At 67.6% G+C, this 22,731-nt stretch carries 15 protein-coding genes; 4 read left to right on the forward strand and 11 right to left on the reverse strand.

All coding sequences use genetic code 11. The annotated features are described in order from the left end of the window. Positions 1-148: 148 nt before the first annotated feature. The 3 genes from trxB (at position 149) to rpmG (ending at position 1,596) form a co-directional block, all read left to right on the forward strand. Positions 149-1,099, forward strand: coding sequence for a thioredoxin-disulfide reductase (gene trxB / locus Q0599_RS18370; RefSeq protein WP_298832458.1), 951 nt, complete (start codon positions 149-151; stop codon positions 1,097-1,099). Positions 1,100-1,180: 81 nt separating this feature from the next. Beyond that, on the forward strand, positions 1,181-1,414 hold the full coding sequence (rpmB, locus tag Q0599_RS18375) for a 50S ribosomal protein L28 (RefSeq protein ID WP_112188296.1): 234 nt from the start codon (positions 1,181-1,183) through the stop codon (positions 1,412-1,414). Between the two features lie 14 nt (positions 1,415-1,428). Continuing rightward, positions 1,429-1,596, forward strand: coding sequence for a 50S ribosomal protein L33 (gene rpmG / locus Q0599_RS18380; RefSeq protein WP_298832462.1), 168 nt, complete (start codon positions 1,429-1,431; stop codon positions 1,594-1,596). 120 nt (positions 1,597-1,716) lie between these two features. On the opposite strand, the gene Q0599_RS18385 is transcribed toward rpmG, so the two are convergent. From Q0599_RS18385 to Q0599_RS18425, 9 genes are all read right to left on the reverse strand, one after another. Next, positions 1,717-2,940: a fatty acid desaturase gene (locus Q0599_RS18385; protein ID WP_298832464.1), complete on the reverse strand. Its 1,224-nt coding sequence runs from the start codon at positions 2,938-2,940 to the stop codon at positions 1,717-1,719. A 127-nt stretch (positions 2,941-3,067) separates the two neighbouring features. Beyond that, on the reverse strand, positions 3,068-4,327 hold the full coding sequence (locus Q0599_RS18390) for an RsmB/NOP family class I SAM-dependent RNA methyltransferase (RefSeq protein ID WP_298832466.1): 1,260 nt from the start codon (positions 4,325-4,327) through the stop codon (positions 3,068-3,070). After that, positions 4,327-4,953, reverse strand: a complete 627-nt coding sequence (gene purN, locus Q0599_RS18395) for a phosphoribosylglycinamide formyltransferase (protein ID WP_298832467.1) — start codon at positions 4,951-4,953, stop codon at positions 4,327-4,329. The genes Q0599_RS18390 and purN overlap by 1 nt, the downstream gene beginning before the upstream one ends. Next, on the reverse strand, positions 4,950-6,254 hold the full coding sequence (locus tag Q0599_RS18400; protein ID WP_298832470.1) for a tryptophan--tRNA ligase: 1,305 nt from the start codon (positions 6,252-6,254) through the stop codon (positions 4,950-4,952). Before Q0599_RS18400 ends, purN begins: the two co-directional genes overlap by 4 nt. A 94-nt stretch (positions 6,255-6,348) precedes the next feature. Further along, complete coding sequence (locus Q0599_RS18405; RefSeq protein WP_298832472.1) at positions 6,349-6,708, reverse strand: RidA family protein; 360 nt, start codon at positions 6,706-6,708, stop codon at positions 6,349-6,351. After that, entirely contained in the window at positions 6,705-7,412 is a 708-nt protein-coding gene (gene plsY, locus Q0599_RS18410) for a glycerol-3-phosphate 1-O-acyltransferase PlsY (RefSeq protein WP_298832473.1), read from the reverse strand. Before plsY ends, Q0599_RS18405 begins: the two co-directional genes overlap by 4 nt. A 78-nt stretch (positions 7,413-7,490) precedes the next feature. Continuing rightward, positions 7,491-8,831, reverse strand: a complete 1,341-nt coding sequence (locus Q0599_RS18415; RefSeq protein ID WP_298832475.1) for a HAMP domain-containing sensor histidine kinase — start codon at positions 8,829-8,831, stop codon at positions 7,491-7,493. 15 nt (positions 8,832-8,846) lie between these two features. Then, positions 8,847-9,560 carry a response regulator transcription factor gene (locus Q0599_RS18420; RefSeq protein ID WP_298832478.1) on the reverse strand — a complete coding sequence of 238 codons (714 nt, stop codon included), beginning with the start codon at positions 9,558-9,560 and terminating at the stop codon, positions 8,847-8,849. A 106-nt stretch (positions 9,561-9,666) separates the two neighbouring features. Beyond that, positions 9,667-10,215 (reverse strand): Spy/CpxP family protein refolding chaperone, encoded by a 549-nt coding sequence (locus tag Q0599_RS18425; protein WP_298832481.1) that lies wholly within the window; start codon positions 10,213-10,215, stop codon positions 9,667-9,669. A gap of 338 nt (positions 10,216-10,553) precedes the next feature. Here Q0599_RS18425 and Q0599_RS18430 point away from each other — a divergent pair, with 338 nt between their 5' ends. Continuing rightward, on the forward strand, positions 10,554-10,895 hold the full coding sequence (locus Q0599_RS18430; protein ID WP_298832483.1) for a hypothetical protein: 342 nt from the start codon (positions 10,554-10,556) through the stop codon (positions 10,893-10,895). A gap of 113 nt (positions 10,896-11,008) precedes the next feature. On the opposite strand, the gene Q0599_RS18435 is transcribed toward Q0599_RS18430, so the two are convergent. Together Q0599_RS18435 and Q0599_RS18440 are read right to left on the reverse strand one after the other, a co-directional pair. Beyond that, positions 11,009-16,135, reverse strand: a complete 5,127-nt coding sequence (locus Q0599_RS18435) for an OmpA family protein (protein WP_298832486.1) — start codon at positions 16,133-16,135, stop codon at positions 11,009-11,011. Position 16,136: 1 nt separating this feature from the next. Next, positions 16,137-22,730 carry an SdrD B-like domain-containing protein gene (locus tag Q0599_RS18440; protein ID WP_298832489.1) on the reverse strand — a complete coding sequence of 2,198 codons (6,594 nt, stop codon included), beginning with the start codon at positions 22,728-22,730 and terminating at the stop codon, positions 16,137-16,139. Between the last annotated feature and the right edge of the window lies 1 nt (position 22,731).

The raw sequence follows: 22,731 nt of genomic DNA on the forward strand, positions 1-22,731 counted from the left end.
CGAGCGTGAAAATGCCACATTTCACGGCCGGCCACTATTGTCGTCATTACCAGAAGTGGCGCCAGTGGATTCCGCGTCCAGGTCAGACTGGCAAGCTCAAGTTGTGGTGTGATTGCCGACACTTCTCCCCTTTTTGAGGCGTTATTTCATGAGTTCGACTGCACTGCACGCCCAGGTCCTGATCCTCGGCTCCGGCCCGGCGGGCTACACCGCGGCGGTCTACGCCGCCCGCGCCAACCTCAAGCCGGTGCTGGTCACCGGCATCGCCCAGGGTGGGCAACTGATGACCACCACCGAGGTCGACAACTGGCCCGCAGACGTGGACGGCGTGATGGGCCCGGACCTGATGGCGCGCTTCCAGAAGCATGCCGAGCGCTTCAACACGCAGATCGTCTTCGACCACATCAACCAGGTCGACCTCTCCAGGCGGCCGTTCACGCTCGAGGGCGACTCCGGCACTTACACCTGCGATGCGCTGATCATCGCCACCGGCGCCAGCGCCAAATATCTTGGCTTGCCCTCGGAGGAAGCCTTCATGGGCCGCGGCGTCAGCGGCTGCGCGACCTGCGACGGCTTCTTCTACCGCGGCCAGGAGGTCTGCGTGGTCGGCGGCGGCAACACCGCCGTCGAGGAGGCGCTGTACCTGTCGAACATCGCCAGCAAGGTGCACCTGGTGCACCGCCGAGACAAGTTCCGCGCCGAGCCGATCATGGTCGACAAGCTGATGGAGAAGGTGGCTGGCGGCTCCATGCAGCTGCACCTGTGGCACACCCTGGACGAGGTGCTGGGCGATGCCTCGGGCGTGACCGGCGTGCGCCTGAAGGACACGCGCAGCGGCGCGGCCACCGAGCTGGCGCTCAAGGGCTGCTTCATCGCCATCGGCCATCAGCCCAACACCGACATCTTCAAGGGCCAGCTGGAGATGAAGGACGGCTACATCGTCACCAAGGGCGGCGCCAGCGGCATGGCCACGATGACCAGCGTGCCTGGCGTGTTCGCCGCCGGCGACGTGCAGGACCATGTCTACCGCCAGGCGATCACCAGCGCCGGCACCGGTTGCATGGCCGCCCTGGACGCGCAGCGCTTCCTGGAACAGTGAAGCGGGCGGGAAATCAGCTATACTCGCGGTCTTTGCCGAAATCCGTCGGCACGAATTCCACTGGATAGTCTGGAGCGAGCTATGGCACGCGTCTGTCAAGTCACGGGCAAGCGCCCGATGGTGGGGAACAACGTCTCCCACGCCAACAACAAAACGAAGCGTCGCTTCCTGCCCAACCTGCAGTACCGCCGCTTCTGGCTGGAAACCGAGAATCGCTGGGTGCGCCTGCGCGTCAGCAATGCCGCGCTGCGCTTGATCGACAAGGTCGGCATCGATCAGGTCGTGGCAGACTTGCGCGCCAAGGGCGAGCTCTGAGCTAGGAGAACGACATGGCCAAAGGTGGACGCGAAAAGATCAAGCTGGAGTCGACGGCCGGAACCGGTCACTTCTACACGACCGACAAGAACAAGAAGACCACGCCCGAGAAGATCGAAATCATGAAGTTCGATCCGAAGGCACGCAAGCACGTCAAGTACAAGGAAATGAAGCTGAAGTAAGCGCTTCGGCGCTTCCAGGCAGCAAGGGCCGCGTCAGCGGCCCTTTTGTTTGGGCCGCAGGCAGGGCCAAAGAAAAAGGGGTCGCGCAGGCGACCCCTTTTCGTCTTCGGCTGAGACGCTTCAGGCGTGCGCGGCGCGCAGCTTGCGCGAGAACTCCTGCAGCGCGGCGATGCCGCTGTCCTCGGCGTTGCGGCACCAAGCCTGGAGGTCGGCCACCAGTTGCTCGGCCGAGACGTTGGTGCGCGTCCACAGCTGGCGCAGTTCCTCGCGCATCGCCACCAGCTTCGCCAGCGACGGCGAGGTCGCCGCAGCCTGCGCCACCTGAGCCTTCAATTCGGAGGGGATCCTGTCCTCGTCGCGGTGCAGCCAGCGCTTGGCCAACAGCAGTTCCCGGGCACGCGCGGTGTTCTCGCCGCCCTGCGCCTTCAGGCGCTCGAGTTCGGCGCCGCAGGCAGCGCGCAGTTCGGTGGCGTACTTGGCCATCACTTCGTAGCGATTGGCGATGAGCGCTTCCAGCGTCTTGTCGTCGGCCACCGGCTTGATCTCGCCGAGCTTGAGCATCGGCGGCGTCTTGCGCACCTGGGCCATGCCCAGCATCTCCAGCGCGCGGATGTAGCCCCAGCCGATGTCGAACTCGTAGGGTTTGACCGAAAACTTGGCCGAGGTCGGATAGGTGTGGTGATTGTTGTGCAACTCCTCGCCGCCGATCACGATGCCCCAGGGCGAGACATTGGTCGACGCATCCGGCGCCTCGAAGTTGCGGTAGCCCCACCAGTGGCCGATACCGTTGATGATGCCCGCGGCGTTGACCGGAATCCACAGCATCTGCACCGCCCAGACCGTGGCGCCAATGGCGCCGAACAGCATCAGGTCGATGATCAACATGATGCCGACGCCCTGCCAGGAGTAGCGTGAGTAGACGTTGCGCTCGATCCAGTCGTCGGGCGTGCCGTGCCCGTACTTCGAGACGGTTTCCCGCACCTTCGCTTCCGCACGGTACAGCTCCGCACCTTCCAGCAGCACCTTCTTGATGCCGCGCGTCTGCGGGCTGTGCGGATCCTCCGCCGTCTCGCACTTGGCGTGGTGCTTGCGGTGGATGGCGACCCACTCCTTGGTCACCATGCCGGTGGTCAGCCACAGCCAGAAGCGGAAGAAGTGGGCAGGAACCGGCCCGAGGTCCAGCGCTCGGTGCGCCTGGGAACGGTGCAGGAAGATCGTCACCGCCGCGATGGTGATGTGCGTCACCACCAGCGTGAAGGTCAGCACCTGCCACAAGCTGGCATCGACCAGACCACCGGACAGCCAAGACACGAGGCCGCCCCAAACCGAGGAAAGAATATCCATGAACCCGCCCAAACAGCCGCCAACAGCGACGGCCTTGTATTGTAAGTGGTGCGCGCCCGGTTTCCCCTCGGAAACTACGTGCATTGCATGCGCCAGATCGCCGCAGATGGCGTCTTTATGGAGCCAATCAAGTCTTTTGCCACGCCGCGGCGAAAAAACCGTCGGTGGCGTGCCGGTGCGGCCACAGGCGCAGACAGCCCCTGCGCGCCAGTTCGGCCGCGCGGCCCACATGCGCGGCAGCCAGTGCCTCCTCGGCCGGCAGCGGGCGGAACGCCGCCCGGTTCGCCTCGCTGAAGGCGTCGGCGATGGCCTCGTTTTCGGCCTCGAGCAGGCTGCAGGTGGCGTAGACCAGCCGCCCGCCCGGCTTGAGCAGTCTTGCCGCGCTGGCCAGGATGGCCGCCTGCTTCACGCGCAATTCCTCGACGCCTTCCGGTGACTGCCGCCACTTCAGGTCTGGATTGCGGCGCAGCGTGCCGAGGCCGGAACAGGGGGCGTCCACCAGCACGCGGTCGATTTTGCCGGCCAAGCGCTTGATCCGTTCGTCGCGCTCGTGCGCGATCTGCACCGGGTAGACGTTGGACAAGCCGCTGCGCGCCAGCCGCGGCTTCAGCGATGCGAGCCGGTGGCCCGACGTGTCGAAGGCATAGAGCCGCCCGGTATTGCGCATCGCCGCGCCCAGTGCGAGCGTCTTGCCGCCGGCGCCGGCGCAGAAGTCGACCACCATCTCGCCGCGCTTGGGGTCGAGCATCAGGGCGAGCAATTGGCTGCCCTCGTCCTGCACCTCCACGTCGCCGCGCGTGAAGACGTCGAGTTTCTGCAGCGCCGGCTTGCCGTGGATGCGCAGGCCGATCGGCGAGAACGGCGTCGGTTCCGCCTCGACGCCGGCGGCGGCCAGCGCTGCCTTCACCTCGTCGCGCTTGGCCTTGAAGGTGTTGACCCGCAAGTCCAGCGGCGCGCTCGCAGCCATGCTTTCGACGAAGAGCCAGAAGTCTTCGCGAAGCTCCAGCTTCAGCTGGTCGGCCAGCCACTCGGGCAGGTTGTGGCGCAGCTTCTCCGGCAGGGCCGAACGGTCCACTGCCTGCACTTGGGCGAGCCACTGCTGCTCGGTCTCGCTCAGCGCGGCGCGCAGGAAGCCCTCGTTGCCCTGCCAGCCAAGGATGGCCAGCCGTCGCTCCATCTCGCCCTTGCCCGACTGCGCAAGGTGCTGGAACAGCAGGCGCTGGCGCAGCACCGCGTAGGTGGTCTCGGCCAGTGTGTGGCGCTCGCGGCTGCCCAGCGCACGGTGCTGGCGGAAGAAGTCCGACACCACACCGTCGGCCGGGTGCTTGAACTGCAGCACGCGATGCAGCAGTTCGGTGGCGAGTTCGAGCAGTGCGTTCGGATGCATCAGGTCAGCAGTTGCGGTTCGCCGCGCAGATGGCGCACGGTGGCGCCTTCGACGCGCAGCAGGTCGTCGACGAGCCAGCGCACGGCGCGCGGATACAGCACATGCTCGCGCGCCAGCACACGGGCGGCGAGCGTGTCTTCGCTGTCGCCGGGCAGCACCGGCACCACGGCCTGGGCGATGATCGGGCCGTGGTCCAGTTCCGAGGTGACGAAGTGCACCGTCGCACCGGCGACCTTGCAGCCGGCCTCGATGGCGCGGCGATGGGTGTGCAGGCCGGCGAATGCGGGCAGCAGCGAGGGGTGCACGTTGACCATGCGCCCGGCGTAGTGCGCCACGAACCCCGGCGTGAGGATGCGCATGAAGCCGGCGAGCAGCACCAGGTCGGGCGCGTAGCCGTCGATGACGCGCTGCAGTTCGGCGTCGAAGCCCGCGCGCGAGTCATGCTGGCGGTGGTCGACCACCGCGGTGGCGATGCCGCGCGCGCGTGCGAACTCCAGGCCGCTGGCATCGGACCGGCTGCTCACCACGGCCGCGATGCGCGCGTTCCAGCCCTCGGCGGCGCAGGCCTGCACGATGGCCTCCATGTTGGAGCCGCGTCCCGAGATCAGGACGACGAGGTTCTTCATTCCTCCGCCATCAGCGCCGCGAGTGCATGCGCCACGTCGTGATCGCCGACGCCCTCGCCGCGTGCGGCCGGTACGTCGGCCAGCGCCGCCCCACCCTCGCGCTTGAGGCGCGCGACCCACTGGCCGGCCTCCTTGCCGCTGGCGAAACCCTCGCTCTGCAGCAGCAGGCGGCCGTCGCCGTCGAGCAGCTTGAAGTAGAAGCGTCCGTCAGCCTCGCGGTACTGCTTGAACAACGGCAGCATGACCTTCACCCTGGCCGCCGCCTCGACAGGCGTCGTCGAGACGGCCTCCATGCGGCGCAGCCCCACCGCTTCGCGCAGCTGCGCGAGGAACGGCGCGGCGATCGCCCTTGCTCTGCGCGCGCCCTCCATCAGCGTGTCCTCGATGCGCGCCGGGTGGGCGATCAACTGCTCGTAGCGCTCGCGCATCGGCGCGAGGTCGCGGTCGAGGCGCTGCGCCACGCGCTGCTTCGCCTCGCCCCAGCCCAGGCCGGCCTTCAGGTCGGCACGGAACGCGGCACGCTCGTCGGCACCGGCAAAGGCCTCGAACAGCGGCACCAGATGGGCGCTGTCCGGGTCCTTGGGTTCGCCCGGCAACTTCGAGTCCGTGACGACGCGAGCGATCGCCGCCTGCAATCCCTTCGCGCCACCCTCGAACAGCGGCACGGTGTTGTCGTAGCTCTTCGACATCTTGCGGCCATCCAGCCCCGGCAGCGTGGCGACCTGCTCGTCGACCACCGCTTCGGGCAACACGAAATGCTCGCGCCCCTGCCCGAACAGGTGGTTGAAGCGCTGCGCGATGTCGCGCGCCATCTCGATGTGCTGCACCTGGTCGCGTCCGACCGGCACGTGGTGGGCATTGAACATGAGGATGTCCGCCGCCATCAGGATGGGGTAGCTGAACAGGCCCATGGTCACGCCGGAGTCGACGTCCTCGCCGGCCTCCTGGTTGACGTCGGTCGCCGCCTTGTAGGCATGGGCGCGGTTCATCAGCCCCTTGGGCGTGACGCAGGTGAGCAGCCAGGTCAGCTCGGGGATCTCGGGGATGTCGCTCTGCCGATAGAAGACCACGCGCGAGGTGTCCAGCCCGGCGGCCAGCCAGGTAGCGGCGATTTCCAGCCGCGACCTCTCGATGCGCGCCGGGTCGTCGCACTTGATCAGCGCGTGGTAGTCGGCGAGGAAGAAGAAACTCTCCACGCCGCTCTGGCGGCTCGCGGCGATGGCCGGGCGGATCGCGCCGACGTAATTGCCCAGGTGCGGCGTGCCGGTGGTGGTGATGCCGGTGAGGACTCGGGTGGTCATGACGGTGGGGTGATTCGGAAACGGCGGTCGCGCCGGCCTCTCGGGCGGCGCAGCCGCGTATTGTCGGGGCAGTGGACCCGCGGCCGCTCGGCGCTTAGATCGCCGCGGTGACGACGACCTCGATCTTCCACTCGGGCCGCGCAAGGCGGGCCTGCACGGTGGCGCGCGGCGGCGCGTCGCCCGGCGGCACCCAATCGTCCCAGACGGCGTTCATGCCGTCGAAGTCGGTCAGGTCGGCGAGGAAGATCTGCGCCATGAGGATGCGCGCACGGTCGGTGCCGGCCTCGGCGAGCAGTCTGTCGACCGCAGCCAGCACCTGCTCGGTCTGGCCACGAATGTCCTGCGTGGCATCGTCGGGCACCTGGCCGGCGAGGTAGACGGTGCCGTTGTGCACCGCCATCTCGGACAGCCGGTCGCCGACGTGGAAGCGATGCAGCCCGTGCTCGAGGTTCATGGCTTGGCTCCGTGCGACTTGTCGTGGCGGCGATCGTGTGCGTGGCCGTGACGTCCGTGGCCATGCTTGCCCGGGTGCACCGTGGCGGCGGGCGCAGCCTTCTGCCCGAGCTTGCTCTCCGTGCCCTTGAGCAGCTTCTGGATGTTGGCGCTGTGGCGCCAGATCAGCAGCAGGCCCATCACGGCCACGGCCATCGCCGTCGAGCCACCGCCCCAGATGAGCAGTTGGTAGAACGGCGCGAACGCCGCGGCCACGATCGCCGCGAGTGACGAGTAGCGGAAGAAGGCGGCGATGATCACCCAGGTGAGCAAGGTGGCCGCCCCCAACCAAGGATTCAGCCCGAGCAGCACACCCGCCGCCGTGGCCACGCCCTTGCCGCCCTTGAAGCGGAAGAACACGGGCCAGAGGTGGCCGAGGAAGGCGGCCAGGCCGACCAGCGCCGCCGTGCCTTCGCCCAGACCGTAGGCCGGGCCGAAGATCACCACCAGCAGCACCGGCACGTAGCCCTTCAGCGCGTCGAACACCAGCGTGAGGATCGCCGCGGTCTTGTTGCCGGAGCGCAGCACGTTGGTCGCGCCGGGGTTGCCCGAGCCGTAGGTGCGGGGATCGTTCAGGCCCATGACGCGGCTGACGATCACCGCGAAGGACAACGAGCCGATCAGGTAGGCCGCCAGTGCGGCCAGGAGCGGGAGCAGACTCTGCATGGAGCCGTTCGGAGTGAAAGCGACGGTCCACCATTCTGCACGCGCCGCCCCGGCGCGCACCCTCGTTTGCCCCGGGGGTCAGAGCGTCGGCAGCTCCAGCACGAACACGCTGCCGCCGCCCGGGCGCGCCTCGCAGCGCACGCTGCCGCCGTGGCGCTGCGCGATCTGACGCACCAGGCTGAGCCCCAGGCCCACGCCGCCGGCCTGCTCGGCATGGCCGGGGAGGCGGTAGAAGGGCTCGAAGATGCGCTCGCGCAGCCCCTCGGGCACGCCGGGGCCGCGGTCGCAGACGCGCACCTCGACGCCGAGCGACGACCGTGCCAGTTCCACCTTCACCTCGGCGCCGCCGTAGCGGCGCGCGTTCTCCAGCAGGTTGCGCAGGGCGCGGCGCAGCAGCCTTTCGTCGCCCTGCACCTGCAGCGCCGGGCCGTCGACCTCGGCGTCGACCCGCGAGGCCTCTTCGGCGACCAGGCCGAGCAGGTCCACCCTGTCCCGCCGGTCCAGTGATTCCGCCGCATCGAGCCGGCTGGCAAGCAGCACCTCCTCGACCAAGGCGTCGAGTTCGGCCACGTTGGTCTCGATCTCGCGCTTGAGCTCGATGCGCTGCTGCGGCGAGACTTCGTCGAGCATGGACACTGCCATCTTCATGCGCGCCAGCGGCGAGCGCAGTTCGTGGCTGGCATTGGCCAGCAGCGAGCGGTTCGACTGCAGCAGCGCCTCGACGCGAGAGGCCGCGCGGTTGAAGCTTGCCGCCACCGCGGCCACCTCGTCGCGGCCGCTCACCTCGACGCGGTGATCGAGCTGGCCGGAGCCGAAGCGCTCCACGCCCCTTTTCAGCGCTTCGAGCCGGCGCGTCAGGCGCCGCACCACCGGGTAGGCACCGGCGGCCACGGCAAGGAAGAGCACCGAGAGGAACAGCGCCACGCCCAGCCCACGCGGCACGTTGGGTGGCAGGAAGGGCAGCAGCACGTCGCCGGTCAGCGCGCCCGGCGGACCGCCGCGCAGGTCGGGTGGCCCGCCGGCACGTGGCGGCCCTCGGAAGCGCGGCCGCACGATCCACAGCGTGCGGCCATCGTCGAGCCGTACCGCGGCGATGCGCGCGCCCTCCTCGTCCTGCCGCCGCAGGAAGGACTCGGACGCCACGATGCGCACACCCTGCGCGTCGTCGAGCGCAATCGGCAGACGCAGCCGTTGCGACCAGTCCTGCACCGCTTCGGCCTGCTCCTGCGGTGTCGCCGTCGGCCCCGGCAGCGAGCGCTGCAGCAGCTCGCCCCAGGCGGCCATGCGGTCGCCGAGCAGGCTCTCGACACGCTCACGCTGCTGCTCGAGGTGGCGCTGGAACACCCAACCCGACACCGCCGCGAAGAGCAGCAGCACGGCCACCACCGTGAGGTAGATGCGCAGGTAGAGCGACTTCATCCGGAAGCCGACCGGTCAGGACTCGTCGTCGGCATCCTGCTTCTTCGCGAACACGTAGCCCGCTCCGCGTACCGTCAGCACGCGACGCGGCGCCTTCGGATCGTCCTCGATGACAGCGCGGATGCGTGAGATGTGCACGTCGATCGAGCGATCGAAGGCCTCCAGCGGGTGACCCTTCAGCGCATCCATGATCTGGTCGCGCGACAGCACGCGGCCCGGGCTCTGCGCCAGCACCACGAGCAGGTCGAACTGGTGGCTGGTCAGGTCGCAGGGCTTGCCGTCCAGCCGCGCCAATCGGGCGCCGAGGTCGACCTCCAGCCGACCGAAACGCAGCACCTCGTCGTCGGCCGGCTGCGGTGCGGCGCGCCGCAGCAGTGCCTTGATGCGCGCGAGCAGCTCGCGCGGCTCGAAGGGCTTGCCGAGGTAGTCGTCGGCACCGAGTTCCAGGCCCAAGATGCGGTCCAGCGGCTCGCCGCGTGCAGTGAGCATGAGCAGCGGCAGCGCGCGGGTGCGCGCGTTTGAACGCAACTCGCGACACAGATCCAGACCGTCGCCGTCGGGCAGCATCAGGTCGAGCACCAGCGCGTCGAAGCTCTCCGCCGCCAGCCGCTCGCGCCCTGCGGCCAGCGAACCGGCAGTGGTCACGTCGAAGCCTGCATGACGGAGGTAGTCGCCGACCATCGCGGAGAGTCGGGCATCGTCGTCGATCAGCAGCAGGCGTGAGCTCATGGTGCGGACAGCGTAGGGAGAGTCGGCGTTGGCGACCGGCGCCCGGCCCGGAGGCAGGGCGGCGGTCGCTCCACGCAAGGATAGCGTCACGCCTGCCACTTCACCGTCACTGCTTCGACCGCTCACGCTCCATGCGCTGCACGCGCTCGTGCATCACCGCGCTGCGCTGCTTCATGCGTTCGCCAAGCTGGGCGCGCTGCTCGGGCGTGAGCACCTGGCTGGCGTCGAGCATGGCTTGCAGCATGCGCTTGCTGGCCTGGTCGTGCTGCTGCAGCATCTGCTGGCGCACCGATTCCGCCGCGGCCGCGTCGACATTCGACGCCGAGATGATCTGCATGCTGCGCTCGCGCAGCGCGCGGCGCTGTTCCCTCTGGCCCTTCAGGTCGTCGGCTGCCGCCTTGAAGATCTGCTTGATCTGGCTGCGCTGCGCGTCGCTGGCGTTCAGGCCATCGAGCATGCGATCGATGCCGCTGCCGCCCATCATCATGCCGTAGCCGCCACGCTCGCCCAGGCCATGGTGGCCGTAGCCGCCGGGCATGGCCCAGGCGGACAGTGCGAAGGTGGCCGCGACGGCGACGACCATGCCTGACAGCATCCACTTCATGCCGCGCGCGCCGGTCGGACGGCTGGCGACGGTGACTTCGGTACGGGACATCTCTGGCTCCTGTGGTGGCGGGCCCCGGGGGCCCATGGAACGAGATGCTTGCCGCCGGGGGTGAAGCCGGCATGGCCAGGGGGTAAAGATGTGTGAATGCGTGCGGACGAAAGAGCCGCCTCGCGGGCGGCTCGTTCGTTGGCGGAGAAGGAGTCGGTCACCCCCCCTGCGCCGTTGCTTGCTCTCCGGCCGGTCCGGCGGCCTGTCCCCTGCCTGACCGCCAGTTGGCACCGAGGGGCCGATGCCGATCCGTGGCGGGGATCCGAATCGCCGATTCGAGCTGCAACGGCGCCTGCGATGGCTCACGCCGTGAGCTTGGAGCCGGCCAGACTCGACGCATGGAACCCTTGATGCGCGCCCGCTCGATCCGGCCCGCCTCGCGCCGCTGCGAGTGCTGCTCCCATGTCGACATATTCCAGAAGCCGACCGGGTACTCGGTGGGCTGCCGCCAGCAGTCGGCTACTGAAGGCGAGCTGGTTCGACCTGCCGGACTGCGCAGCTGCCGCGCGATGCATGGCGTCCACATACCGACGCCAGACTTCGGCGCTCTCTCGAACGATCAGGTCTTCGGCAAACCCAGACAACAAGTCCACACTGGCCTGCATCTGCGATGCAGCGCCCGTCACGACGACCTACCTTCGCAGGTCATCCTTTCCAACTCGCTGTTCCGCCTGGAGTAGCAGCAGCGTCTTGGCTTGAGCCTCTTGCCGGCGCTTTGACAGTGTGATGGTGCGGCAACCTTGCGCGTGGTCACTCACGTTGGACGTCGACGGTTCGTGGGCTGATCGCACCGTCAGAACTTCGCCACCATGTTGATGAACGCGCCACGGTGCGTGAAGCTGAGGTTCGTGAGGTCGTCCGAGAAATCGGTGAAGTTCCAGCCCGCGCCCAGCTTGACGTTGTTCGACAGGTGCCGGTAGGCGGCCACCAGAGCGCCGCTGCGCGTGTCGCTCGCTTGCTGGACGGACAGCAAGCGGCCTTCGATCGTGAGGTCCCACTGGCGCAGCACGCGCCAATCGGCGCGGGCGATGTACAGGTCGGCCGTGCTGTCGAAGAACACCGGGTTGACGCGGTCCTGGCTGATCTGCCCCATTCGGCGCGCGTACTTGCCGCCCACCGACCAGCGAGACGTGAGGTCGTAGATCGCGTCGATCGACACGATGTGGCTCTTCTGGATGTAGGTGGCAGCGGTGTTCGGCACCAGCTCCTGCACGGACGTCGGCAGGTTGTAGAAGTAGGTGTACTTCACGAGGGCGTTGAGGCGATCGTTGCTGACCGGTCGATAGCCGTAGCCGACGACGGCCTCGGTGTAGCTGCCGTCGTAGAACTCACCCAACGAGCTCTTGCTCTTCGAGTAGTTGAACTTGCCGATCAGGCGCCAGTCGGGATTGATCTGGTACTTCAGGCTGTTCTTCGTGAGGAAGTTCTTGCGGTTCGAGAACGTGAGGTCGAGCGACTGCACCTGATCACGCCGGTACTCGATGACCGACGCGACCTTGATCGCTTCGAACCCGTAGCCGGCCGACACGGCGAAGCCCGCGCGCTCCATCTCCGCACCCGTGAGGTTGTCGCGCAGCGTGCCGACGTCGACATGGGTGGCGAAGTTCCAACGCTCGTTGGGGCGGTACTCGACGCCCGCTGAGTGCATCAGACCGACCGGCACATCGCCGTGCGTGTATCGCTCTTCGCCGAAGATGTTGATCGTCTCCGAATACTGGCTCTTCACGCCACCAATCATGTTGCCCCGATTGGCGAGGATGCCGTTGTCGGTGCGCTCGTTCTCCAGCGCGTAGTTGAGATAGGTGACGGTCTTGTCCGAGACCAGGTACTCAGTCCCCACCCGTGCGCCGACACCCAGATCGCCGTTCGACAGTTCGCCGCTCATCTTGAGGCGATCGTTGAAGCGGTACGCGCCGCCGGCGCCGACGCGCCCGTTCTGCTCGCGGTTGCCGGTGGTCGAGGCGGTGTCCTGCACGTAGCCGTACGCGGCCCACTTGTCCTGCGAGTCGTAGCTGGCGCGCACCACCACGTCGGTGCGCTCGCCTTGCACCTGCGTCAGCGGGACCACCGGCGAGTTGTCCGTTCGGCTGTCCTTGCGCACGCCGGAACTGATCTTCCAGTGGTTGTCGAGCCGATAGTCGGCATCGACTTCGAGCGCCGAGGTCTCGAGCGACTGGTCCTGGGACCGCTTGTCGACCTTGGCCCGCAGGTCGACCTTGTCGGTGATGGCCGTCTTCACCGATGCGCCCTGGCGGTTCACATCGGTCAGCGCCATGGCGCCGGGAGCCGCATAGCCGCCTTCCACCTGTTGGCGATAGAGGGTCACCTGGCCGTTGGCTCCCTTGTGCACGTCACTGAGGTCGAGACTGCCGTCGACGCGAGTCGCGCCGTGACGTCCGTCGTCGACCGCCGGCGGCACCGGGGCCGTCGTCGTCGTGGTCGGCGTGAAGCTGAAGCCACCGTCGTTCGAGCCGAACGCGGTCGAGCCGGTGCCGGTGCTGGCGCCGGCCTCGACCTTCAGCCACGTGGTCGCGCTGTGGCGCCACATGATGTCGACCGCCCCGAGCTTGCTCTCGGCGCCGGGATCGGTGTTCCGGTTGGCCGTCGCGCCGAGCTTCAGGTTGTCGTTCACCCAGTAGTGCACGCGTCCGCCGGTCGACACGTTGTCCAGTTCCTCGAAGCCGGTGGAGTATTCATAGCGCGCGACCAGGTACACCTCGTTGCCGGAGCTGATGTCGCTGACGACGAGCAGGTTGTCGCTCGCCACCGGGGACAGCGGCGACGACAGCAGGACGCGGCCTTGCAGGTAGTCGATGGTGTAGTCCTGGATCGGAACCAGGTTCTTCACCGCGACCACGAGGCCCGAGGTCTTGTCGCGGTACTCGATGCGCACGCGCTCCGAGCCGGTCATGATGTCCTGGTGCTTGAGGTAGTACAGCGAGCCACCGGTGCCGCGGAACTCGTCGCGCCCGGCCACCGTGCCGGGCTGCGCGGCAAAGCCGTCGAACACCAGGCGCTTTTCGCCGAACTTGGTGGGGGTGGCCGGCTCGTAGTGCAGGTTGGCGCCGTACAGCGTGCGGTCCACGTGCGCGAGGCTGTTGTCGGTGTAGCCGATCCTGAAGTTGCCCCAGAGGCCATAGTGCGCCCGGTTCTGCAGCTTCGCGTAGAACTTGCCCAGCGTGGGCGCGGCCTCTTCGGTCGTGCTGTCGTCGCCGTAGCTCGGGTAGTAGTAGTCGGGATTGAGGCGGCGGAACATCGCGTCCGGCGTCTTCTGCATGAAGTTGCTGAACAAGCTGCTGAAGGGTCCTTCGAGCGTGTCCGCGCTGGCGGTGAGCTTCCACTGGTCGCCGAACTTGGCGCGCGTAAAGAACGCGAACCGTCCGTCGAGAGAGGTGTTGTTGTCGTAGTGCCCGTTGTCGGGGGCGACCAGCCTGGCCGGCCCGCTGGTGGAGGACTTCGATGCCGTCACATCGGCGATGGCGACGTAAAACCAGTCGGTCTTTTCGAGCTCGAGATCGCGCAGGTACATCTGGCCGTTGCCTTCGGCGTCGAGCACCGACACCTCGACGGTATGCATGCCCTGCGGCAGGATCTCTTCGACGACGATCTTCCTGTCCGCGGCCACGGGCACGCTTCGGCCCGCCACCGAGACACGGTGCCCATCCGGGATATCGGTCCCAAACACCTTGATGGTGCCGCCGTGGAGCGGAATGCTCTGCACCGCGAGGCGGCTCTCGCCGTAGCCCGCGAGCAGTTCGCGCTCGGCGTCCTTCTCGGCGACGTCGGGCGCCACGCTGTCGATGACCCACACCGGCTGCGGCGCGGTTTCATCGAAGCGGCCGTCCTTGTCGTACACCCGCAGCACGTATTGGAGGTCGCGCCCCGGCGCGGCGTACGAGGGGAGATCGGCGCGCCACTGCGCGTAGCCGTCCTTGTCGACGGGCACCACGGCCAGCGGCTCCTCGCGCACGGATTTGTCCTTGTCGAAGATGCGCACTTCGCCGCCGACGATGAAGGCAGGGTAGTTCGAATAGGCCTTGAAGCGGACCAGATCGTCGATCAGATCGGTGCTGAGGTCGTCCTGGTAGCGGATCGACTGGGGCCAGGCCGTCACGTTGAGCCGTGGCTTCAGGTCGAGGTTGTCGTACTTGAACTGGATGCGCGCCTTCTCGAACGCGACGTCGGTGCAGCGCTGGACGTCGGGCATGCTCTTGCCGGGATCGTCGAGCGGCTTGCCGTCGACCGTGATGCGCATCAGATTGAGCGCATACGGGTTCGCCACCGTCACGTCGCGCGTCAAGCGCGTGACGTCGAGGCCTTCGAGGTTGTCGATGGGCGCGAGATCGTCATAGACCACCTGCGCCTGCACGCGCGAGACGTCGGCCTCGACGAAGCCGTTGCTGACCACGTCGTCGGTCTGCACGTAGCCGCGGCCCTCGTGCTCGACCTGTTCGGGCGTCAGGTCCAGTTCCCTGGCGACCGTGTCCATCACGGTGCGGGCGCGCGCGGTCGACAGGCCAATGTCGTCGCCGTAGGCGAGCGCGGTGCGCCGGTCGAGTCGCTCGGTGCTGGTGGTGCCGATGAAGCGCAGGCGCACGCGCTTCCGATCCTTGATCTCGCCCATCATCGTCGCGAGGTCCTGCGCGAAATTCGGCGGCAGCAACGCCTTGCCGTTCTCGTAGACGACGGGCTTGATCGTGATGCTCGGCGATTGGTAGACGCGCGTGACCGTCTCCGGTTCGGTCGGTGCGGGGCACATCTGTGGCTCCGACGACAGTTCCTTCAGCGCATCGTCGTACCAGAACTCGACCTCGACCCGCCGGTTGGCCGCGCGGCCGTTCTCGGTGTCGTTGGGGGCGATGGGGTTGGTCGCGCCCTTGCCGTCGCTCTCGACGGCGGCAGCCGGCAGCTTGAGCGCGTCTTGCAGCGCCTGGGCCAGGCGGCGGGCACGCGCCTTCGAGATGCCAACGTGGTTGGCGTAGATGCGCTCGTCGCGGCCGGTCAGCGGCACGGTGTCGGTGTAGCCGATGAACTTGATCACCACGTTGCGCTTGTCGCCGAGGTCGTTCAGCACCTGCAACAGCTTCTGCTGGTACTCCGCCGGCACGGTGACATTGCCCTCCTCGTAGTGGAACGGCGGGATCAGGTTCTTCACACGCGTGCGCTTGGCGTGCCCCTCCTTGTAGCTGAGCTTGCACATCTGCTCGACGCGGCAGACCTTTACGCGCTGCACGTTCTCCTGCACCACCACCTGCTTGACGACCGGCTTCTCGTCGATCTCGTCGTACCAGACCTCCACCTCCATGCGGCGGTTCCGAGCGCGCCCCGCTTCGGTGGTGTTCGAAGCGACGGGCTCGCGTTCGCCCCGGCCTTCGTAGGTGACCGATTCGGGCGGCAGGCTGAGCGCCTTCTGGAAGAACTCGGCGGCGACGCCGGCGCGCTCGCGCGAGAGCCCGTCGTTGTCGCCGTATTGGATGCGGGTCTCGCCGAAGAGGGGCACGTTGTCGGTGTGGCCGACCAGATGCAGGCGCACGTTGCGCCGGTCCTTCATGCCCTCGAGGATCTTGCGCACCTTCTCGACGTACTCCTGCGAGATGTTCGCCTTGCCCGAATCGAAGTAGATCGGCGGCAGCAAGTTCTGCACCTTGATGTTCCGCACGTTCTTCTCGATCACCTCCTGGCTCTCGGAGCGCTCCTTCACCAGCGGCGGCAGGGTGTCCTCGTCGAGCTTCCACGGCTTCAGTGGCGCATCGGGATCGAGCTGCTTCTCGACCGTCTGGCCGAGCGACGGCGTCGTGATGATCTTCTGCATGCCGGGCTTCACCGGCTCATCCTTGGCCGGCGTGGACTGCGCCATCGCCACCGCCGGCAGCAGCAGGCCGAGCGCGAGACGAACGAATGGAATGAGTGATCTCCGCATGTCAGTCCCCGGCCCGCTGGCCGGGCGCCCCGGTTCGCCAGAACACCTCGGTCTCGACGGTCAGGTCGTAGCGGGCGCCCTCGCGCTTCCACGCCGCCTCGATCTCGCTCTTGATGGCGGCAAGACGCAGCTTGACGAGGCTCTCGCTCTCGTTCTCGGCCATGTAGGCCAGGCGCAGCACGGAGGTCCCCTTCTTCAGCTCACCGTGCAGCAACTTCATGCGCTGCTTCCACTGGATGCGCATCTCGGTCTTGCCGGGCTCGAACACGCCATCGGCGAGATCGAGTTTGACGACGCGATGGATCGCTGCGCCGAAGTTGAACTTGATCATCTTGCCGCGCGTGGCGCGTTGCACGAGCGGGTTCTCGGTCGTGACGCGATAGCCCGTGGGCAGCGAGCGGTCGTCGACCTTGAGAATGAAGTTGGAGCCGCGATCCGGATCGGGCACCACCGCGCAGGTCACGTGGAAGCGGCCGTGCGGGTCGGTCGTCACGATCAGGCCGTTGGCGGTCACGAGGCGCACGCCGGGCAGGCCGGGCTCCCCCTCGTCCTGATAGCCGTTCATGTTGACGTCGTCGAACACCTTGCCGATGACGTCGGAGCAATCGAGCGTGGGATCGGGCACGACCCGCACCGTCGCGCTGGCTTCGGGCGATGCCGCGGTGTCGAGCTGCGCCGAGAACACCTGAGCCCGGTTGACGTACAGCCCTTCGCTGACGCCTGAGCCGACGATCAGCACCAGCTGGATCGTTCGCTTGGTATTCGTCGTCAGCACCAGGTCGGCCCAGGTGAGCCGGTTGCCGGCCACCGTCGGCTCGATCGCCTGGCCGTCCACCCGGCCCGTTCCCGGCACGTACTTGAAGCCGGCCGGGAAGGTATCGATCACGCTGAGCCGCGTGAGCGGTGCCGCCAGCGTGTTGGTGACCGTGATCGTGTACGGCACCAGCTGGCCGCGCGGCACGTTCTGCAGCGCGGCGACCTTCGTGATGGTCACCGCATTGCCGAGGCGCGGGTCGATCGCGATGTGGTTGTTGTAGATCTGGCTGGTGCCGGGCGTGGCGCTGTTGTTCAGCGTCAGGTTCAGGTAGTAATTCGTGCCGGCGCTGCCGGCGGGCACCGCGATGGCGGGCGGTCGCTCGGACGCCTGCGCTTCGCAGTAGCTGCTCGCGTTGAGAACCGCGTCCGACGCGGAGCCCGGGCAGTTCGGCACCGAGAAGGACACCGTGTTGGCGTCCGACATCGGCGGGATGACCTTGGAAACGCCGGGCATGTACGTCGCGGGCGGCGTCACCTGGATCAGGTACTGGCCGACCGACGGGCACGACGGATCGCTGAAGTTGAGGTCGAACTTGTAATCGCCGCCCGCCAGCGTGACCTGACCCTGCTGGACCGGATCGTCGAAGCAGCCGGACGGCAGCGGCATCGTGCTGCCCGCGCGAACCATGTGCAGGGTGGCACCCATCACCGGCGTGCGCACCAGCGAGTCGTAGGTCGCACCGTTCGGCTGCAGCGGCAGGTTGAGGTTCTGCAGGTTGCTGCCTGCGGGCGCGAAGATGCCGCTGATGGCCTGCATGCCGTTGACGAACGCCGAGTCGGCGCGGCCGAGCTTGGCCGTCGTCATGCCGCTGCCGGGTGCGCTGAAGCGCAGCGCGAATTGATCGGCAGCCGTGACGGACGGCGACAAGCCGCTGATCGCGTACTGGCCGTTCGCGTCGGTGGTCACCGTACCGAGCAGCACGTTGTTGCGCAGCACCTCCACGGTCCAACCCTGCAGCGGCGCCTCGCCCGGGTCGGCGACCTTGTCAAGGCTGGCGTCGTGCCACACGCTCCCGTTGAGGCTGGCTACGCCTGCAATGGCACCCACTGCGATGGTGGCGCTGGCTGAGGCCGTGAGCGTCGGCGTGTTCCACGCGACTTGCGCCGTATTGGTGATCAGCTTGCCCGGCAACAGGCCCGGAGCGATCTGCACCCTGAAGCGCAGCTGCGCGCTCGCGCCGGGAGCCAGCGTGCCGTACGTGGCCGCATAGTCGGCCCGCAGTTGTGCGCCGACGAGGCTCACGCCGCCAGTCGATCCGTTCAGCGTGGCCGATCCCGCCACGTACGTCACCTGCGACGCGAGCGGCAGCGCACCGAGATCGTCGGTGATCACCACGTTGGTGGCGGCCACCAAGCCGGTGTTCGTCACCACCACGAAGTACTCGAGCTGCGAGCTCGGCAGCGCAGGGCCGCCGCCCACGACCTGCACGGCCTTGGCAATCAACAGCTGCTGCGCGCTGCCGACGATGATGGTCGTCGGCTGGTAGCCGTTGCTGCTGTCGCCGTCGGCGTCGGTGAGTTGACTCGGCAGCTGCGTGCTCGCTACGCTGCCTTGGTTGCTGATGACGGTGCCGGTTGCGACGCCGGCGTTCACGCGTGTGTCGAAGGTGATGACGGCCGTGGAGCGTGGCGCCACCGAGCCACTGGCGGCGGCCGGCGAGTTCACCGGGATTCCCGCGATCAGCGGCGACACGCCGCCATCGGGCCGCGCGATCGCGCTGCCGTTGAGCGTGACCGTGTCGGCGACGTAGGTCGTGTTGGCCGGCACCTCGTCGGTCAGCACGACCCCGCTGGCCGGGAGTCCCGACAGGTTGTCGATCGTGATCGTGTAGCGAATGACGTCGAGCGGATCGAGCACGCCATTGCCGTTGACATCGACCACGATCGCCACCGTCTTGCGTGCCACCAGCAGCGGGTAGGGACCGACGATGTCGCGCGTCGGGTCATCGACGGCCGGCGTGCGCGGATCGTCGGATGGCTTCTCGGGGAACGCACCGCTGCCCGCACCGGAGCCGTCGACGAAGCCTTGGTTGCTGATCAGCGTGCCGTCGAGCGTGTTGGCGTTGATCGTCACGTCGAACGTGATCGTCGCGACGTTGCTCGTCGTCGAGGCCGTGTCCGCACGCAGTGCACCCGGCGTGGGATCCTCGGGCGTGTGGATCTGCAGGCCGGCCTGCAGCGGCGAACTGTTGCCGGCATCGGCAACCGTCACGCCGTTGAGCGTGGTGCTGCCTGCGACATAGCTCGTGTTCGCCGGCACCAGATCGCGCAACGTCACGTTGACCGCGTTCTCGGTGCCGATGTTCTTGACCGTGATCGTGTAGCGCAGCCGGTCACCCTGTCGCAGCACCGCGGGATCGCCGGTCACGTCCTGCGACACCTTGCGCACCTGCAGCACCGGGTTCGATGCGATCAGCGTGCGCGTCGGATCCTCGGCGCCGCTGACGTTGGGGTCGTCGCTGACGGCGGGCTGGCTGGTTGCGCTGGTCAGTCGCGCCTGGTTCAGGACGACGGTGGCGCTCGTGATCACCGAGGCCAGGCGTGCCTCGAACACGATCGTGATCGTGTCGCCCGGCAACCCCTGGGCTGCGATGTTGACGCCGCTCACCTGCAGCAGGCCGGTGCCTTTCGCGCCGCCATTCGCACTGACGGTGGCAGTGGTACCGGCCGGCGCGGACACGAGCGTCAGGCTGCCAGGCACGAACGCGGCCGTCGCATTGAGGCGGTCGAGTTCATCGGTCAGCCTGCCGTCGGTGAGCGCCAGCGCGCTGATGTTCCGCACCGTCAGCGTGTAGCGCAGCAGGTCTCCCGGCCGCGCGTTGCTGCCGGGGTTCTGGCCTGTGGTGACGTTGACCACGCTCTTGCGGAAGTCGAGCGTCGGCGAGACGGTGGTCAGCGAGAACGCGTCCTGGAAGTCCAGCACGCCCGGTGTGCCATTGGTCAGCGTGTTCTGGGTGGTGTGGATGCGGCCCGCGCTGCCAGCGACCGCCGGGTTGGCGCTGAGCCATTGCGTGGCCCCGGCGACGTTGGTCAGCGTCACGCCGCTGCTGGTGCCAGGATCGACCGCGGTGCTGTAGGTGAGGATCAGGCGCTGGGTCGGCGCGATCGCTGCCGCACTGCCTTGCAGGTTGATCGTCATCACACAGGTCGGAGCGGGCGCGAAACCGACCGTGAAGTCGGTCCCGTTGACCAGGTCGGCGGACACCGGCGTCGTGCCGTCGGCCTGGAACACGCGCGCGGTGACGTTGGTCGGCTCCGCGGCGCACATGCCGCCGGTCGGGGCGGTCGTGATGTTCGGCAGGCGGTCAGTCAGCGCCGTGTTCCAGGCCGTGCCGCTGCCCGTGTTCTGCACGTTGAGCGTGAACGTGCCCGTGCCGCCCAGTCGCAAGGTGGCGGGTCCGCTCTTTCGCACCGTGAGGGTCGGCGCAACGATGGTCATCGCGCCGCTGGTGCCCGCCAAGCCGTTGACACGGCTCGCGTCGCTGCCGTTGATGCTGTTGTAGGTGTAAGTCGCCGTGTTCGAGAACTGCTTGCCCGGCGCGTTGTTCACCATGTCGTCGTTGAGCACCAGGACGACATCGACGACAAGCTGGTCGCCGGCAGGCACGTCGAGGCCGCCGCTCACGGTGTCCTGCAGCACGAGGCTCGTGGCCGTGCCGCTGTTGCTGAGCGTCGCCCAGGTTCTCGTGTTCGACGCCAAACGCGCGCGCGCGCTCACGTAGCTGAGCGACACGCCCCTGGCTGCGAGGCTGATGTCGTCGAGGACCCGCACGTCGTTCAGCGCCACGGGCTGCGCTGTCGCCGGCACCGTGATGCGGTAGGTGAAGGGCTGGCCGATCGCCGCCGTGGCTTGTGTCGCTGCTTTGGTCAGCGGCCCGACCGAGAGAATGTTGATGTTGGTGGCATCGGGCGGGGTCGCGCCTTCGAGCAGCGCCGCACCATTGACGTACGGGTTGTCGCTGAGGCCGTTCCAGGTCCTGCTGGCCGGGTCGATGCCGGTCATCGCGCCCTGGTTGCTGACGACGGTGCCGGCGGCGAGGCCGGGCGCCAGCGTCACGTCGACGACGACGGTGTATTGCTGGTCCTGCGCCAGCGTCAGGTTGCTGATCGTGATGAGGCCGGCGCCGTTGGTACCGCCGTTCGGCGCCACATTGAGCGTGCCGGCGGGCAAGTCGCTGCTGACCAGCGTCAATGATCCTGGCGCGAAGCCGTTCGGGCTGCGCGCGCCGAAGTTGTCGGTCACGCTGACGTTGCTGAGCGTCGGCAGCGTGAAGTTCTGGATCTGCAACGTGTAGCGCAGCCGGTCGCCAGGCAGTGCGGTCGTCGCTGGCGCCAGGACACCTTGCGTGAGGTTCGCGACCGACTTCAGGAAGTAGTAGCCCTGGAACGCCGAGGTGACGGTGAACGCGTCCTGGAAGTCCAGCGTGGCCGGCGTGCCGTCGGTCAGCGTCTTGCTGTACGCGCGGCGCCCGGCGGTGCCGGCCGGTGCGTTGAACCACTGCGTCGCACCGGCGACGTTGGTAAAGGTCAGGCCCGGCGGCGTGCCGAAGTCCAGTCGCGCCTGGTAGTCGACGACGAGGCGCTGCGACGGCCCGACCTTGACACCGTCGGCCAGGGTCAACGTGAGTTGGCCGGTGGCCGCGTTGTAGTTGACGGCGTAGTGCGTGCCCGCCGTCAGTGCCGAGAGTTGCGTCGTGCCGTCGGCGGCATAGAGCGCGGCCGTGACTGTCGGCGTCGGGTTGAAGCCGCGCATGCCACTCGGTATGAGATCGGTGACCCTGACGTTCCACGCGTCGCCGGCGCCGGCGTTCTGCACGTTCAGGCGGAAGGTGCCGGGCGCGCCGACGTTCAAGGTCGCGGTCGAACCGCTCTTGTCCACCGTCAGCCCGGGCTCGACGATGGTCATCGGCGCGGAGATGCCCGACTGGCCCGGCAGCGGCGCGTAGGTCACGCCGTCGATCACGCGGCCGAACCACCACTTGGCGGTGTTGATGAACTGCGTGCCGGCCACGTTCGCGGGCATGTCGTCGAGCACCACGGTCATCTGGATCTCGATTTGCGTGCCGGGCGCGACGCTGGTCAGCGCCGCGTTGGCGTCGGACGAGAAGACGATGTGCTTGGTGTTGTCCGATGCCGGGATGCCGAGTGACGACAAGGTGGCCGGCGACGCTCCGAGCGCCAGCGGGCCGATCGGCGTGCGCGTGCCGCCGTTGACCAGGAAGGCGGTGTTGCTGACGTAGGTGGCCGACGCGCCGATCGTCGTCAGGTCGTCGTAGATCGTCGCGTTCGACAGCGTGTTGGGCGACGGCGTCTGCAAGGTCGTGCCCGTCGCCGGGTCGTACATCACCGGCACCGTCACGGTGTAGGTGAACGGCACGCCGATCGTTGCGGTCGGCCCCGGCGTCCGCTTCGACACCGCCTCGATCGGAATGAAGAGATCCTGGCAGGCGTTGTTGTTGCCGGGGGCGTAGAAGGCACCGTTCGCGAACCAGATCTTGACCTGCGTGTTGGAGCAGGCCATGTTGCCCGTGTAGTACACGTTTTCGAAGACCACGAGCCCCGTGGTTCCGTTGGCAAAGTTCACCGTCGAAGTGAGGCCCTGCGGCCACTTGGCGGACAGCGGAAAGTTCTTGATGTAGCAGTGGAACTGGTCGGTGGCGTCGATGCTGATCGCCGATGGCAGCGTGGCGGGCGTGATCGCCGGATTGCTGCCGTCGATGACGTAGTACCCGTTGATCACGGGGTAGTCGCGGCAGAAGGCCGTTCCGGCGTGTGCCACG

This window comes from uncultured Piscinibacter sp., from assembly GCF_937952055.1.
Taxonomy (GTDB): domain Bacteria; phylum Pseudomonadota; class Gammaproteobacteria; order Burkholderiales; family Burkholderiaceae_C; genus Piscinibacter.